The 14729-nt window shown below is 72.2% G+C and carries 15 protein-coding genes; 6 read left to right on the top strand and 9 right to left on the bottom strand.

What is annotated here, in order from left to right:
- Positions 1–48: 48 nt before the first annotated feature.
- From moeZ to ACZ7GX_RS08900, 3 genes are all read right to left on the bottom strand, one after another.
- Complete coding sequence (gene moeZ, locus ACZ7GX_RS08910; RefSeq protein ID WP_230567243.1) at positions 49–1221, bottom strand: adenylyltransferase/sulfurtransferase MoeZ; 1173 nt, start codon at positions 1219–1221, stop codon at positions 49–51.
- Between the two features lie 98 nt (positions 1222–1319).
- Positions 1320–2348 carry a DUF3152 domain-containing protein gene (locus ACZ7GX_RS08905; protein ID WP_498774447.1) on the bottom strand — a complete coding sequence of 343 codons (1029 nt, stop codon included), beginning with the start codon at positions 2346–2348 and terminating at the stop codon, positions 1320–1322.
- 82 nt (positions 2349–2430) lie between these two features.
- The gene (locus ACZ7GX_RS08900; protein WP_498774445.1) at positions 2431–3414 is read right to left on the bottom strand and encodes an alpha/beta fold hydrolase; all 984 of its coding nucleotides are present in this window, start codon (positions 3412–3414) and stop codon (positions 2431–2433) included.
- 140 nt (positions 3415–3554) lie between these two features.
- On the opposite strand from ACZ7GX_RS08900, the gene ACZ7GX_RS08895 reads away from it, so the two are divergent.
- On the top strand, positions 3555–4202 hold the full coding sequence (locus tag ACZ7GX_RS08895) for a TetR/AcrR family transcriptional regulator (RefSeq protein ID WP_053716225.1): 648 nt from the start codon (positions 3555–3557) through the stop codon (positions 4200–4202).
- Positions 4203–4374: 172 nt separating this feature from the next.
- Here ACZ7GX_RS08895 and ACZ7GX_RS08890 read toward each other — a convergent pair whose 3' ends face one another.
- A complete protein-coding gene (locus ACZ7GX_RS08890; RefSeq protein ID WP_498774443.1) occupies positions 4375–5280 on the bottom strand; it encodes an alpha/beta fold hydrolase in 906 nt (301 codons plus the stop codon).
- Positions 5277–6176: an AurF N-oxygenase family protein gene (locus tag ACZ7GX_RS08885; protein ID WP_498774441.1), complete on the bottom strand. Its 900-nt coding sequence runs from the start codon at positions 6174–6176 to the stop codon at positions 5277–5279. The genes ACZ7GX_RS08890 and ACZ7GX_RS08885 overlap by 4 nt, the downstream gene beginning before the upstream one ends.
- 84 nt (positions 6177–6260) lie before the next feature.
- Between ACZ7GX_RS08885 and ACZ7GX_RS08880 the strand changes: the two genes are divergently transcribed.
- Complete coding sequence (locus ACZ7GX_RS08880; RefSeq protein ID WP_498774439.1) at positions 6261–6995, top strand: TetR/AcrR family transcriptional regulator; 735 nt, start codon at positions 6261–6263, stop codon at positions 6993–6995.
- On the top strand, positions 6995–7297 hold the full coding sequence (locus ACZ7GX_RS08875) for a DUF4873 domain-containing protein (RefSeq protein ID WP_498774437.1): 303 nt from the start codon (positions 6995–6997) through the stop codon (positions 7295–7297). Before ACZ7GX_RS08880 ends, ACZ7GX_RS08875 begins: the two co-directional genes overlap by 1 nt.
- 101 nt (positions 7298–7398) lie before the next feature.
- Here the strand turns inward: ACZ7GX_RS08875 and ACZ7GX_RS08870 are convergent, their stop codons facing one another.
- Entirely contained in the window at positions 7399–7629 is a 231-nt protein-coding gene (locus tag ACZ7GX_RS08870) for a DUF3107 domain-containing protein (protein WP_230567250.1), read from the bottom strand.
- 41 nt (positions 7630–7670) lie between these two features.
- Positions 7671–8366 (bottom strand): ferritin-like fold-containing protein, encoded by a 696-nt coding sequence (locus ACZ7GX_RS08865; RefSeq protein WP_498774435.1) that lies wholly within the window; start codon positions 8364–8366, stop codon positions 7671–7673.
- Between the two features lie 353 nt (positions 8367–8719).
- On the opposite strand from ACZ7GX_RS08865, the gene ACZ7GX_RS08860 reads away from it, so the two are divergent.
- From ACZ7GX_RS08860 to ACZ7GX_RS08850, 3 genes are all read left to right on the top strand, one after another.
- Positions 8720–10363, top strand: a complete 1644-nt coding sequence (locus ACZ7GX_RS08860) for a DEAD/DEAH box helicase (protein WP_498774433.1) — start codon at positions 8720–8722, stop codon at positions 10361–10363.
- Positions 10364–11098: 735 nt separating this feature from the next.
- Positions 11099–12463, top strand: a complete 1365-nt coding sequence (locus tag ACZ7GX_RS08855) for an Rv3212 family protein (RefSeq protein WP_498774431.1) — start codon at positions 11099–11101, stop codon at positions 12461–12463.
- A gap of 35 nt (positions 12464–12498) precedes the next feature.
- On the top strand, positions 12499–13371 hold the full coding sequence (locus ACZ7GX_RS08850; protein ID WP_498774429.1) for an alpha/beta fold hydrolase: 873 nt from the start codon (positions 12499–12501) through the stop codon (positions 13369–13371).
- Between the two features lie 18 nt (positions 13372–13389).
- Here the strand turns inward: ACZ7GX_RS08850 and ACZ7GX_RS08845 are convergent, their stop codons facing one another.
- Both ACZ7GX_RS08845 and ACZ7GX_RS08840 read right to left on the bottom strand, forming a co-directional pair.
- Positions 13390–13692, bottom strand: a complete 303-nt coding sequence (locus ACZ7GX_RS08845; RefSeq protein WP_498774427.1) for a hypothetical protein — start codon at positions 13690–13692, stop codon at positions 13390–13392.
- 10 nt (positions 13693–13702) lie between these two features.
- A complete protein-coding gene (locus ACZ7GX_RS08840; RefSeq protein WP_230567256.1) occupies positions 13703–14542 on the bottom strand; it encodes a RecB family exonuclease in 840 nt (279 codons plus the stop codon).
- Positions 14543–14729: the final 187 nt, after the last annotated feature.

Below are 14729 nucleotides of genomic sequence, written 5' to 3'. Positions count from 1 at the left end.
ACGACGCCGGGGCAACCTCAGGAGGCTGCCCCGGCGTCGGTCGTCAGTTCAGTAGGTCGGCAGGGAGGGGTCGACCTCGCGGGCCCAGGCGAGCACGCCGCCGCCCACGTGCACCGCGTCCTTGAACCCGGCCTGGTGCAGCACGGCCAGCGCCTCGGCCGAGCGGGCGCCCGACTTGCAGTGCAGCACGACCTGCTTGTCCTGCGGCAGCTCCGCGAACGCCTCGCCCGACAGGATCCGGTCCTTCGGGATCAGCACCGAGCCCGGGATCTTCACGATCTCGTACTCGTGCGGCTCGCGGACGTCCACCAGCAGGAAGTCCTGGCCGCTCTCCTGCTTCTGCTTCAGCTCCAGCGGCGTGATCGTGTTGCCCGCGGCGGCCTGCTGCGCGTCGTCGGACACGACACCGCAGAACGCCTCGTAGTCGATCAGCTCGGTGATCTTCGGGCTCTCCGGGTCCTTGCGGATCTTGATGGTCCGGTAGGACATCTCCAGGGCGTCGTAGACCATGAGCCGGCCGAGCAGCGGGTCGCCGATGCCCGTCAGCAGCTTGATCGCCTCGGTCACCATGACCGAGCCGATCGACGCGCACAGCACGCCCAGCACACCGCCCTCGGCGCACGACGGCACCATGCCGGGCGGCGGGGGCTCGGGGTAGAGGTCGCGGTAGTTCAGGCCCTGGCCGTTCGGCGCGTCCTCCCAGAAGACGCTGACCTGGCCCTCGAACCGGAAGATCGAGCCCCACACGTACGGCTTGCCCAGCAGCACGGCCGCGTCGTTGACCAGGTACCGGGTGGCGAAGTTGTCCGTGCCGTCCAGGATCAGGTCGTAGTCGCGGAAGATGTCGAGCGCGTTCTCCGAGTTCAGGTGGGTCTGGTGCAGGACCACCTTCACGAACGGGTTGATCTCGGCCACCGAGTCCCGGGCCGACTCGGCCTTGGGCTTGCCGACGTCCGACTGACCGTGGATGACCTGACGCTGGAGGTTCGACTCGTCGACGACGTCGAAGTCGACCACGCCGAGCGTGCCGACACCGGCCGCCGCGAGGTAGAGCAGGGCCGGGCTGCCCAGGCCGCCCGCCCCGACGACCAGGACCTTCGCGTTCTTCAGCCGCTTCTGCCCGTCGACCCCGACGTCCGGGATGATCAGGTGGCGGCTGTAGCGCGCTACTTCTTCCTTGGTCAGCTCCGCTGCGGGCTCCACGAGCGGCGGAAGCGCCATCTGAGTCCTCCTCGACGAAACATGTCCTCTACCGACGGACAACACCAGCCTGCCCCTCCGTCTTCCCGGATGGGAAGTCGTCCCAAGGCGCGGGACGGCTACTGCGGTGCGTTCGGGAACGGGTTGGGCGTGCACACCAGGCCGTTGGCCTCCACCGCGTACCGGTTCGAGGAGTCCACCGAGTTGAGCTGGGCGACGTAGTCGTTGGCCACCCCGAACGACTGCTGCATCATCACCGGCGCTGCCTTGCCGTTCTCCTTGCAGCCCTCGTGCGGGTTCTTCAGCACGTGGCCGACCTCGTGGTTGATCGCGTAGGTCCGGTAGGCGCTGATGTCGTTGCCGTAGACCTTGCCGCCGCGCACCCACCGGGCCGTGTTGATGATGACCCGCTTGGTGCCGGTGTGCCAGCACGACGACTCGAACTGGATCTGGAACCCGCACAGGGCGTGCGTGGTGCTGGTGGTGGTCAAGCTCACGGTGAAGTCGACCGGTCCGGTGTCGACGCGCTGCATGGTCGTCTGGCCGGTGCCGATCCAGCTGCGCGGGTCGGCCAGGATGCCGTCGACCGTGCGGGCGAACGCCTCGCGGTCCCCGTTGTAGTCCGCCGGCTCCACGCCGTCCTCGATGGCGATCGCGTACCGGTAGAGCTTGCCGCCGGTGCCCGCCGGCTGGGTGCTGCCCGGCACCACGGCGAACGTGCCCGCGCCCTGCTCGGAGAACTTCGGCCCGTCCGGCAGCTGCGCGGTGGGGAAGTTCTTCAGGTCGATGTCGCCCGGCGGCTTCTCGGTCGCCTCGGGCGGCCCGGAGCTGGACGGCGGCGCGGACGAGCCGGTGGTGGGGTTGGTCTCGCCACCGGCGGACGTGGAGGGCGCGGCGGTGTCCAGCACGACCAGGGCCGTGAGCACGAGCAGCACGGGGATGGCGTAGATCCGCCAGCCGTAGCCCGCGACCAGGCCCTTCACACCCCTGCGGCGCTTGCGACGCCTCCGACCGGCCGGTTCCCAGGCCGCGGCCAGCGGCTCGGCGCCGGTGCGGCGCGTGCCGCGGCGGTAGCGGTCCTCGGGCAGCGGCGGCCGGTCATCAGAGGACGGCGGCGTGTCACGCGCGCCCTGCGACGTCCGGTTCACGCCGACCAGGGTGCCACAACCGCACCCCGGCGGCGGACTCCAGGTGACCTGCGCGTCACCGGTCGGCTGAACCGATCACGCCTCACCACGCCCGCCGCTCGACCGCCTCCCACATGCCCGCCACGGCCCGCGCGACCGACACCGGCCGTTCCATCTGCGCCACGTGCCCGGTGCGCGGCAGCACGAGCAGCCGCCCGCGCGGGATCAGCCTGGCCACCCTCGGCGCCTTGCGCACGCTGACCAGCCGGTCCTCCGTGCCCCACACGACCAGCGTGGGCGCGGTGATCTTCGGCGGCAGCAGCCACATCGACTTCGACCTCGGGACCAGCCACGAGCGGATCAGGTCGACCGTGCTGGCGCTGAGCGCGTTGCCGGCCCACGCCTGCGCGGACCGCTCGGTGTACTCCCGCTCGCTCTGCTCGATCCGGTTCGCCGGCACCGAGTGGGGTTCGGCGAAGCACAGCCGAAGCATCTGGTGGGTGCGCTCACGCGGCGTCATCGCGGCCAGCTGCGCCTGCACCCGCGGGCCGACGACCGGCAGGAACGCCAGCGGCAGCCGCCGGTCCGACACCCGGCGCAGGCTCGGCCGCAGGTCCGGCACGGCCGGTGAGACCAGCGTCAGGGTGCGTACCAGGTCGGGCCGGGTGGCGGCGACCATCAGCGTGATCGCGCCGCCCATGGAGTTGCCGAACAGGTGCACCGGGTCGCCGCCGAGCGACTCGATGTACTCGGTGACGACCCGCGCGTGCGTGGCCATCCGGAAGTCGTAGCCGTCGATCGGTTCGGAGCGGCCGAAACCGGGCAGGTCCAGCGCGTGGCCCTCGACGTGCTCGCGCAGCTGCGCGGCCAGGTCGGTCCAGTTCGTCGCCGAGCCGCCCAGCCCGTGCACGTAGACCGCCCTCGACCCGGCCGGTCCCGCGGTGCGGCGGACGTGCACGCTGTGCCCGCCCACCTCGACGTAGTCACCAGGCCACGGCTGGATCGTTGTGTCCAGCGGAGGTAGCGGCGCGGTGGACAGGGGCACGTGGGTGATGGCGGTCCTGCGGGCCTCCAGCGTCTCGGTCACCACCCCAGGATGCCTGGCCGGGCGTCCTACGAAACGGGAAGCATGCTTGGAACGCAGCTACCAGCGAGTAAGGTTGCCGACGAGCCGGAAGGGCAACCCCTTTCCCGGTTCCGCGAAGTGATTGGTTGGCTGGAGGCACCATGACGGAGACGGCCCAGACTGCGGTCGGGCACCACGGCGGCGCGGCGGGGCGGGGTGTACGGCTCCCGCGGACCGCGCGACGTGCCCAGTTGCTGGCCGCGGCGCAGGACGTGTTCGTGACCAACGGCTACCACGCCGCCGCGATGGACGAGATCGCGGAACGCGCGGGGGTCAGCAAACCGGTCCTCTACCAGCACTTCCCCGGCAAGCTCGAGCTGTACATGGCGCTGCTGGAGTCCCACGTGGACGAGCTGGTGAACCGCGTGCGCGGCGCGCTGGCGTCCACGACGGACAACAAGCAGCGGGTGAAGGCCGCCGTCGCCGCGTTCTACGACTTCGTGGACGGCGAGGGCCAGGCGTTCCGGATGGTGTTCGAGTCGGACCTGCGCGGCGAGCCGGCGGTGGCCCGGGCCGTGGAGCGGGCGACGACCGACAGCGTCGAGGCCATCACCGACACGATCACCGCCGACGCGGGCCTCGACGAGCACCGCGCGCGGCTGCTCGCGGTCGGCCTGGTGGGGTTGTCGCAGGTCACGGCACGCGCGTGGCTCGCGGACGACCGAAAGCTCGCGAAGGAGGACGCGGTCGCCCTGATCTCGAACCTCGCCTGGCGGGGCATCGGCGGCGGCTTCCCGCTCCAGCACTGAGGACCGGGTTGAGGGCCGTCCCCGACGACGGCCCTCAACCCGCGCTCACAGCAGCGCGATGCTGCGTCGGCAGGTCGAGACTCATTTCGTGGCGATCACGCTTTTCGATCGTCGCGAAATCAGGCTCGACCTGCCGACTTCCAGGCGGCCTCGCCGACCTGCCGGAGGCGGGTCAATGCAACGCCGTGATGTGTGCTGTGACCTCGTCCGCCCTCTCCAGGGGCAGCATGTGGCCGGCGCCCAGGTGGATCACCAGCTCGGCGTGCGGCAGCTCGTCCGCCAGCACGCGCGCGTGCCGCAACGGCGTCAGCCGGTCCTCCGCGCCCGCCAGCACGACGGTCCGGATGCCCGCCAGCCCGGCCAGCGCCCTGCGCCGGTCGTGCTCGTCCAGCGAGTCGCGGAACCCGACCATGCTCACCGGGTGGCAGCGGCCGACCATCGCGGCCGTCATCGCCACCTCCCGCCACGACGGGCGCTTGCCGAACAGCAGCCACCGCAGGCCCGGCCGGACCACCTCGGTGCGCTTGAGCAGCTCGGCCCGCCGCAACCGGACGATCTGCCGGTTGACGGCCTTCTCCCCCGCCACGAACGCCCGGCCGAACGGTCCAGGCAGCCCCAGCGTCGACCCGGCGAGTTCACCCGAAGAGGTGGCGATCAGGACGACGCCGTCCACGCGGTCGAGCAGCGAGGGGTGCTGCTCGGCCAACGCCATGATCGTCATGCCGCCCATCGAGTGACCGGCCAGCACGAGCCGCCCGGTCGGCACGCGGGCCGCCACCAGCTCGGCCAGGTCGTCCGCGCACCGCGCGATCGTGGCCGTCCCGACCGGCGCGGGCGCCGAGGCGCCGTGACCCCGGTGGTCGTACCGCAGCACGCGCCCCGGCAGCGCCGGCGCCACCGAGTCCCACGACGTGTGGTCCAGCGTCCAGCCGTGCAGCAGCACGGTGGTCACCTCGGCGTCCGGCGGCCCGGTGTCGACCACGTGCAGCGCCGTGCCGTCGGAGGTCACGAACCGCGGGCCCGCCGCCCGCGTGCGGCCCTCGCCCCCGACGGCCGGCGCGTCCACCCGAGCCCTCATCCGAGCAGGAACGAGCGGCGCCACGCGCGCATGCCCGGCTTGCCGACCAGCCCGACCTCGTCCAGGAACTTCATGATCCGCTCGCCCGACCAGCGGATGCTCTCCTGCCAGTGCGGGTTGCCCAGCGCGGCCTTGTGCGCCTGGTCCTTGTCCAGCCCCACGGCCGCGTACACGTCCGGGTTGATCAGCGACCGGGTGATGAACATCGACGTGGTCGCGAGCAGCCACCGCTGGTAGGGCAGCTCCTTCTTGGTCAGCTTCGCCATCCCGCGCACGACCTCTTCGCGCGCGAACCGCACGTGCCGGGCCTCTTCGAGCACGTGGATCCGGTTGACCATGCGCACCAGCGGCTGCACGGTCTCGTCGGCCATCGTCTCGCGCTGCAACCGGTCCAGCATCTCCTCGGCGACCAGGATCGACCCGTACAGGGCGGGCCCGTAGCCGATCACGGGCAGCAGCTTGCCCAGCTGGTAGGTGTACTGGCGGGGGCCGTAGGGCGGGCAGCCGATCGCCTCGACCATCCGGGCGAACATCGTGGAGTGCCGGCACTCGTCGGCGACCTCGGTCAGCGCGTACTGCGCGTGCTTGGTCGTCGGGTCCGAGCGGTAGACCTCCTTGAGCAGCATCTGCATCAGCAGGATCTCGAACCACAGGCCGACGCTGGCCACGCTCGCGACCTCGTGCCGCGACAGGTCGACGCGCTGCTCGGGGCTCATCCGGTCCCACAGCTCGGTGCCGTACAGCGAGCACCGGTGCTCGGGCGTGTACCGGAGGCCGTCGACCAGGGGCGCGGACCAGTCGATGTCGACCTCGGGGTCGTAGAACTTGTCGGCCGAGGAGTTGAGCAGACGCTCGGCGGTCTTCTCGCGGTCCGCGACCTTCAAGGCCTTCGTCATCGGTGGTCCCTCCCGGGGAGAGTTATCTGTAACTCGAGTTATCTGTAACTTGAGGTAACGGTTACTTCTGGTAGCGTGCGTCACATGGCTCGAACTGTCAAGGGCGGAACCGACGCCCGCCGGGAACGGTGGAAGGGGCACCGCGAGGCGCGGCGCGCCGAATTCGTGGAGGCCACCATCCGCGCCGTCGCCAAGCACGGCCCGGACGTGGGCATGGACGAGATCGCCGCCGAGGCGGGCGTCAGCAAGCCGGTGCTCTACCGGCACTTCGCCGACAAGTCCGACCTCTACCTCGCCGTCGGCCGGCGCGGCACCGAGATGCTCATGGACAAGATGGGGCCCGCGATCGACCTCGACGGTCCGATCCGCCCCCGCATCCAGGGCATCGTCGACGCGTACCTGTCCGTGATCGAGGAGCACCCCAACCTGTACCGGTTCGTGGTGCGCAAGTCGTTCACCGACCGGCCGGTCGAGCAGGACGTGGTCAACGAGGACAAGCAGCTGATCGCGGCGGCCCTGGCCCGGCTGCTCGGCGACTACCTGCGGGCGTTCGACATGGACTCCGGCGGCGCCGAGCCGTGGGCGCACGCGCTGGTCGGCATGGTGCAGAACGCGGGCGACTGGTGGCTCGACCGGCAGTCGATGACGCGGGCGAGCCTGAGCGACTACCTGACCACCATCATCTGGCACGCCATCGACGGCCTGCTCCGCTCCGCGGGCGTGGACCTCGACCCGGAGGCGCCGCTGACCACCGGGTTCACCGACGGTGACCGGCACGAAGGACCCCGGCTGCGGGTCGTCGACGTCGAGGAGGCTTGATGTCCGAAGAGCACGAGCACGACGAAGAGGGGTACACCGGCGCGGCCGTGCTGGTGTTCGACGAGCGGGAGGTGCCGGTCAGCGTCGAGCTGCGCGGCTACTTCCAGCCCATCGACGGCCGCTACCACTGGTACGGCCGGGTCGGCGCGAACGAGCAGGTCACCGAGCTGGTGGAGGGTGGTGCGCGGACCGCGCTGCTGCGCACGCCCGACGGCTCGGCGACCGGTTCGCTGACCGACCCCGACCCCTGGCGGCGCTACCGCGTGGCGGGCACCTCAACGCCGCCGTTCACGGTGGGCTGACCAGGGCGGGAAACGCGGAAGGGGCACCCGATCGGGTGCCCCTTCTCGTGCCCGGACACCCGGGCGGCGAAGTTCGCTCGGCTGCGTGCCGCGCGGACGCCTCAGTCGCCGGAGACGAACCCGACCCGGCGCGAGTCGCTCGGACCGATCTCCACGTACGCGATGCGAGCCGCGGGCACCACGTAGCGGGCGCCCTTCTGGTCGACCAGCACGAGCTGCCCGGTGCCCGCCTTCAGCGCGTCCGCGACCTGCGCCTCGACCTCTTCGGGGGTGAGCCCGCTGGACACCACGAGCTCCCGCGGGCTGTCCGCGATCCCGACCCTGACCTCCACGCTGACCTCCGTGCGGCGTTGATGGCTTTCGAACACCAACCCTAGCCGAGCCCGAGCGCCGCCATGCGTCGCGTGTGGCTCTGCTGGAGGCGTCGGAACAGCGCCGCGATGCCCGCCAGGTCGCCCGAGCCGCGCACGATCAGCTCCGCGAGCCCGTCGCGCTCCGCCACCACGTACTGGGCCTGCGTCAACGCCTCGCCGAGCAGCCGGCGACCCCACAACGTGAGGCGGTCTCGCAGCTTCGGGTCGTCGTCGCAGGCGGACCGGACTTCGCGCTCGGCGAACGCCGAGTGGCCCGTGTCGGCCAGCACCGCGAGCACCAGCTCCTTGGTCGGCTCGTCCAGCCACTCGGCGACCTCGCGGTAGAAGTCGGCCGCCAGGGCGTCCCCGACGTAGGCCTTCACCAGCGACTCCAGCCACGTGCGCGGCGCCGTGGAGGCGTGGAAGCCGTCGAAGCCCGCGGCGAACGGCCGCATGGCCTCCTCCAGCGAGTGGCCGCGCTCGGCCAGGTACCGGTCCAGCAGCGCGTAGTGACCGATCTCGGCCGCCGCCATCTGCGACAGCGCGGCGCGCCCGGACAGCGTGGGCGCGGTCCTGGCGTCCTCGGCGAGCCGGTCGAACGCCGACAGCTCGCCGTACGCGAGCGCGCCGAGGAGGTCGACGACACCCTCCGCCACCTGGCCACCGTCACCCACCGCAACCTGGCCCACCGCTGCATCCACTCCCGGGTCGCTCATGCCACGGAGCCTAGTCGGGTGTCGTTGACAACACCCTGGGCACGCGAAACCGCACTCGACGCCGCGAACCACCCCGATCGGCCTAGTCGGCGGGTAGACTCGACAGATGACGCCCGGCGCGGCGCGGCCCAGTGGGGGCTCGCAGCGGTGCCGAAGGCTGAACTGCGGCGGCACCGTGCCGCCAGGAGAGGGTGCGCGCACACACCTCGCTGGCCCTCCCGCGACCCGCCCGGCCCCTTGCGGTGGCCCGAGTGGCGGTGACGCGGTCGAGCGGCCCGTACAGGCCGTGGCGCGCTGGTACGAGAGAGGCGATCATCCTGACCGCGACGAACGAAGAGACCCATATCGACCCGGTGGCCTTGGAGCACAGCGAGGCGGGTGTCCCGGAAGACGACACCTCGCACCCGCTCGTGGCCGACGCCCCGGTCAAACCCGATGCGCCCACGTTCGGCGAGCTCGGCGTGCGCGAGGAGATCGTGCGCTCCCTGGCCGAGGCGGGCATCCACCGCACGTTCGCCATCCAGGAGCTGACGCTGCCGCTGGCGCTGGCCGGCGACGACGTCATCGGCCAGGCCCGCACCGGCACCGGCAAGACGCTGGGCTTCGGCATCCCGCTGCTCCAGCGCATCGTCACGCCCGGTGACGGCACGCCGCAGGCGCTGGTGGTCGTGCCGACGCGTGAGCTGTGCCTTCAGGTCACCCACGACCTGACCGACGCGGCGAAGCACCTCAACGTGCGCGTGCTGGCCATCTACGGCGGCCGGCCGTACGAGCCGCAGATCGCGGCGCTGCGCAAGGGCGTCGACGTGGTCGTCGGCACGCCCGGCCGGCTCCTCGACCTGGCCGAGCAGCGCCACCTGGTGCTCGGCAAGGTGCGCGGGCTGGTGCTGGACGAGGCCGACGAGATGCTCGACCTGGGCTTCCTGCCCGACATCGAGCGGATCCTGCGCATGGTGCCCGACGAGCGGCAGACCATGCTGTTCTCGGCGACCATGCCCGGCCCGATCATCACGCTGGCGCGCACGTTCCTCAACCAGCCCACGCACGTGCGGGCGGAGGAGAACGACGCGGGCGCCATCCACGAGCGCACCGAGCAGTTCGTCTACCGGGCGCACGCGCTGGACAAGTCGGAGCTGCTGGCGCGGGCGTTGCAGGCCCGTGAGCGCGGCCTGTCGATGGTGTTCACCCGGACCAAGCGCACCGCCCAGAAGGTGGCCGACGACCTGGTCGAGCGCGGTTTCGCCGCGGCGGCCGTGCACGGTGACCTGGGGCAGGGCGCGCGCGAGCAGGCGCTGCGGGCGTTCCGCTCGGGCAAGATCGACGTGCTGGTGGCCACCGACGTGGCGGCGCGCGGCATCGACGTCGAGGGCGTCACGCACGTGATCAACTACCAGTGCCCCGAGGACGAGAAGACCTACGTGCACCGCATCGGCCGCACGGGTCGGGCGGGGCGCACGGGCGTCGCGGTCACGTTGGTCGACTGGGACGAGATGCCCCGGTGGAAGATGATCAGCGACGCGCTCGACCTGGGCAAGCCGGAGCCGGTGGAGACGTACTCGACGTCGGACCACCTGTTCGCGGACCTGGACATCCCGGCGGGCTCGACCGGTCGGCTGCCGTTGGGGCTGCGCACGCGCGCGGGCCTGGAGGCCGAGCCGGAGGAGAACCTGAAGGGCGAGAAGAAGACGCGCAAGCGCCGGCGTAGCGGCCGGGCGGGCGACGCGGCCCCGGCCACCGAGTCCGGCAACGGCGGCGGCAGCACCACCGGCTCCGGGTCGGGCGAGGAGGGCGGCACCAGGCCGCGCAAGCGCCGCCGCAGTCGTGGTGGCGTGTCGGCGTCCGGCGAGAACGGTGCAGCCACCGAGGCATCGGCCGAGGTCACCGCAGGCGCGCCGGAGTCGTCTTCGACTTCGTCCACCGCCGACCCCGACCGCCCCCGCAGGCGCAGGCGTCGCCGCACGGGCGGCGAGTCGGCGGAGTCGGCACCGGCCGAGTAGGGAACAATCGTGGTGGGCAGCGCAACCCAAGCGCTGCCCGACTCGACCGCAACACGATCGGGTGATCATCGCCCGAAAATGTACGGAAACACTGTTACCGCACCTCGGTTGAAAACGAGGAGCCCCGAACCAACCCGGATCCCTGGGCCACCCACCCGCCGCCCGCCACGGCGACCGGGCCACCAGGACGGGACGGACGGGGAGACTCGGACCAGCGGCCACCGGGCCGCCGGAACGGACGGCAGGCCACCCCGCCGGGCACGGCACGACGCCCGGCCCGAACACCGGACAGCGGTGGACGGACCCAGGGGTGGGCCAAGCCGGGTCCACGGAGCCGGGCCGGACCAGCCCGGGTGAACGGACCCGGGCCAGGCCGTGGATAGCACCAGCCCACGCCGCAACGGTCGAGCCGCTGGACACGGCCCGCGCCGGAACGGCAGGGTTGGCTGGACAACGGCCCGCGGCGCAACGGGCGAAGCCGCCTGCAACGGCCTGCGGCGCAAGGGCCGGAACCGCCGGAGGCGGCCCGCAGCGCAAGGGCCGGAAGCGGCTCGCGCCGGCGCGGTCAGGGCCGCGCCGGAGCCGCGTCTGCACCGCGCCGGAACGGGTGGGCCGCGGGTAGCGGAACGCCGCGGGGAACGGTAGGTGCCGCCGCCTCACACCGACCTCTTCCCGGTGGTGGCAGCATGTCGCCAGACCGAACGCGATAGATCACCGACCATCGGGAGCCGGGCAGTGGGCCAGCCGGAGCAGGCGGATTCGAACGGGCAGGTCGTGCTGGACGAGGAAGACGTCCTGGCGAAGCCCGTCGAACCCCAGGTCGAGCCGCACGACGGCGGCGGACAGCACGACGACGAGCCGCACGACACCGAGCCGCACGAGCCGGTGCCGTCCAGGTCCTGGCGCACCAGGGGCGACTTCATCGGCCTGACCCTGGTCGTGGTCGCGGTGCTGGTGGCGAGCCTCGTGCTGTGGCTGACCAGCGACGCCCGCAACACCGTCAGCCAGACCGGCCCGTCCGAGATCACCCCGCTGCAGCCCGCCACCGCGATGCCGCCGACGCTGTCCGAGATCTGGCGCGCCCCCAGCAGCGCGACGCCGGTCCCGGTGAACCTCGACTCGGTCGTCGTCACGGGCGACGGCGGCGAGGTCGTCGGCCGCGACGCGCTCACCGGCGACGTCCGCTGGCGCTACGCCCGCGACCTGCCCCTGTGCACCGTCTCCACGGCCTGGGGCCGGATCTTCGCGGTGCACCGCAAGGACACCAACTGCTCCGAGGTCACCACCCTCGAGAACGCCTCCGGCAAGCGCGGACCGCAGCGCAACGGCGACGCCGAGCTCGGCACCCGCCTGCTGAACGAGGGCTCGCACGTGCTCACCACCGGCGGCACGTACGTCGAGGTCTACCGCCGCGACGACCTGGTCCGCTCGATGGAGTACGGCGCCCTGCGCGCGATCGTGAACCCGAACAAGCAGCCGCGCACCGGCTGCACGTACCACTCGTTCGCGGTCACCGGCGGCAAGATCGCGCTGATCGAGCGCTGCCCGGCCCTCGACCCGTCCGACCGCCTCACCATCCTCAAGCCCAACCCCGAGAAGTCCGACGAGCCGCAGGTCATCAGCTCCACCGTGACCGGCGAGAACGGCGCACGGGTGATCGCGGTGACGGCGAACCGGGTCGCGCTGGCCGTGCCGGGCCGGATCGTGGTGTTCGACTCCGAGACCGGCGCCTCGATCGGCAGCTACCCGGTCGACGTCACCGCCGAGGAGCTCGCGGGCGACCCGCCCGGACGGGTGGCGTCGACGTTCACCAGCACCGCGAACGTCTACTGGTTCACCGGGTCGAAGACGGTCGCGCTGTCGCTGACCGAGCTGAACCCGCTGTGGACCGCGAACGACACCCTCGGCGCGGGCACCACGCTCGCCGGGCGGCTGCTGCTGCCGGTCGACGCCGGGCTGAAGGTGCTCGACCAGATCACCGGCGAGGAGATCGCCTCGGTCCCGGTCGACCGCGGCGACCACACCGGCCCGATCGAGATGGCCACCGAGGGCCCGGTCGTGCTGGAGCAGCGCGGCGGCACGCTCGTCGCACTGCGGTAACGCGCCCACGCGGCCGGTGCGGCAGACTGCGAGACGTGCACTCGCAGTTCAGCCCGCACCGGGCGCAACGCGTGGACCTGCCCGGCAGGCACGGACCGATCGCGGCCCTGCACGCCCCCGCCGCCGGACTCGACCTCGGCGCGACGGCGCTCCTCGTCCCCGGCTACACGGGATCCAAGGAGGACTTCGCGCCGCTGGTCGACCCGATAGCCGACGCCGGCATCGAGGTCGTGGCGATCGACCTGCCTGGCCAGTACGAGTCGGCCGGCCCGCTCCTCGAATCCGACTACCGGCCCGAGGCGCTGGGCGCGTCGGTGGCCGAACTGGTCGCGAAACTGGCCGCCGAGGGCAGGCGGGTGCTGCTGCTGGGGCACTCGTTCGGTGGACTCGTGGCTCGCGGCGCGGTGCTGGCGGGCGCGCCCGTCTCGGGGTTGACGCTGATGGCGTCCGGCCCGTCCGAGCTGCCGCCGGGCGAGCGCCGCACCGCGCTGGACTACGGCGAGATCGTGCTCCGCGAGCAGGGCGTCGAGGCGTCGCACGAGGTCAACGAGACCCGCCAGGCGCTCAACCCGCGCTGGCGGATGGTCCCCCAGGAGCTGAAGGACTTCTACCGCGAGCGGTTCGTCCGCTCGTCACCCGTCGGGCTGCTCGGCATGGGCGAGGCGCTGCGCGCCGAACCGGACCTGGTCGCCAAGCTGGCCCGGGTCGCCCGGTCCGGCGGGATCCCGTGCCTGGTCGTGTGCGGCGACCTGGACGACGCCTGGTCGGCCGCGAGCCAGCGGGACATGGCCGAACGCCTCGACGCGGACTTCGCCGTGCTGCCCGGCGTCATGCACAACCCGAACACCGAGGCGCCGGACGCCCTGCTGGCCACGCTCCTGCCGACCTGGCGCGCCTGGCTCTCCTGACCGCGCGCCGCGATCAGGTCACGCCCACCAGAAGAACCACAGGGTCGACGCCGCCAGCAGCACGACCAGCAGGCCGCACAACGCCACCGCCCAGCCCCGGCGCCGGTCGGCCACGACCTGCGCCACCACCGCGGCGACGGCCGCCACGCCGTGCCCGGCCACCACGTCCAGCCCCGGTCCGGGCAGGTCGCGGGAACCCGCGTAGACCTGCACGCCGATCAAGCCCAACGTCAGCAGCACCAAGCCGACGGCGAGCGCGCCGCTGACGCCGCGCCACAGCCTGGCCAGGCGTGGTTCGGGTCCGCTGTCCACCATCGTCACGCGGCCAACTCTACGGCGCGAGCAGCGCCCACGGGTCGAGCGAGGGCGCCGCGCGTTGACCTTCGGGGCACGACCGGCGGAAGTCGCACCACGTGCACTGGTTGCCGGTGCGCGGCGGGAACAGGATCTCCGGGTCGCCGCCCGCCTCCAGCGTGTCGGTGGCCAGCCGCAGCTCGTCCGCCGCCTCCTCGGCCCGCGACACGTGCCGCCCCAGGCTCTCCTCGGTGTGCTCCCACACCGACACCGTGCCCGTGGGCAGGTGGTGCAGCTCGACCCGGTGGCACGGCTTGCGCAGCGTCCGCCGGGCCGCCAGCGCGTACAGGGCCAGCGCCTGCGAGCCCCGCGCGTCGTCCACGGTCAGCGCGTGCCGCCCGGTCTTGTAGTCGACGATCACCAGCTCGCCGTCGCGCAGGTCGATCCGGTCGACGCGTCCCTCGGCGACGATCTTCGACGTGGGCGTGGACACCCAGCGCTCGATGCCGACCGGCTCGATCGACGTGTCCAGCTCGGTGACGTAGTCGCGCACCCACCCGACCGCCCGGTCCCGGTACACGCCCGCCTGCTCGGCGTCCCGGAACCCGTCGTTCTTCCACTGGCGGTGCAGCAGCGCGACCGCCTGCTCGGGCGTGCGGCGCTGGGCGGGCAGGTCGAACAACGCCTTCAACGCGTTGTGCACGACCGCGCCCAGGGTGTTGTGCGCCCACGCCCCACCGCGCGGCGGCGACGGCCGGTCGAGGTAGGCCATGCGGAAGCGACGCGGGCAGTCGGCCCACGTGGCGAGCTTCGCCGGCGTCACCCGCACGAGCTTCTTCGGCATCGCCCCGAAGTCGAACCCCAGCTGTTCCTGCACGCCCTCACGCTACCGAGGGGGTCCGACAGTGTTGGATGCGCCGCCTCCGGCGTCGCGGGCGAGGTCGCCTGGAAGTCGGTCGTTCGCGCCCTGATCTCCGACGATCGAAAAACGTGATCGCCGGAGATGAGGACGCGAACGACCGACGCGACCTCGCGGGTCGGTGGTCAACCGAGGCGGCCTCGGG

The sequence above is a fragment of the Actinosynnema sp. NPDC037264 genome (assembly GCF_055603705.1).
The sequence above is the reverse complement of the archived record's forward strand: the minus strand, read 5'-3'. Positions and strand labels throughout refer to the sequence as shown.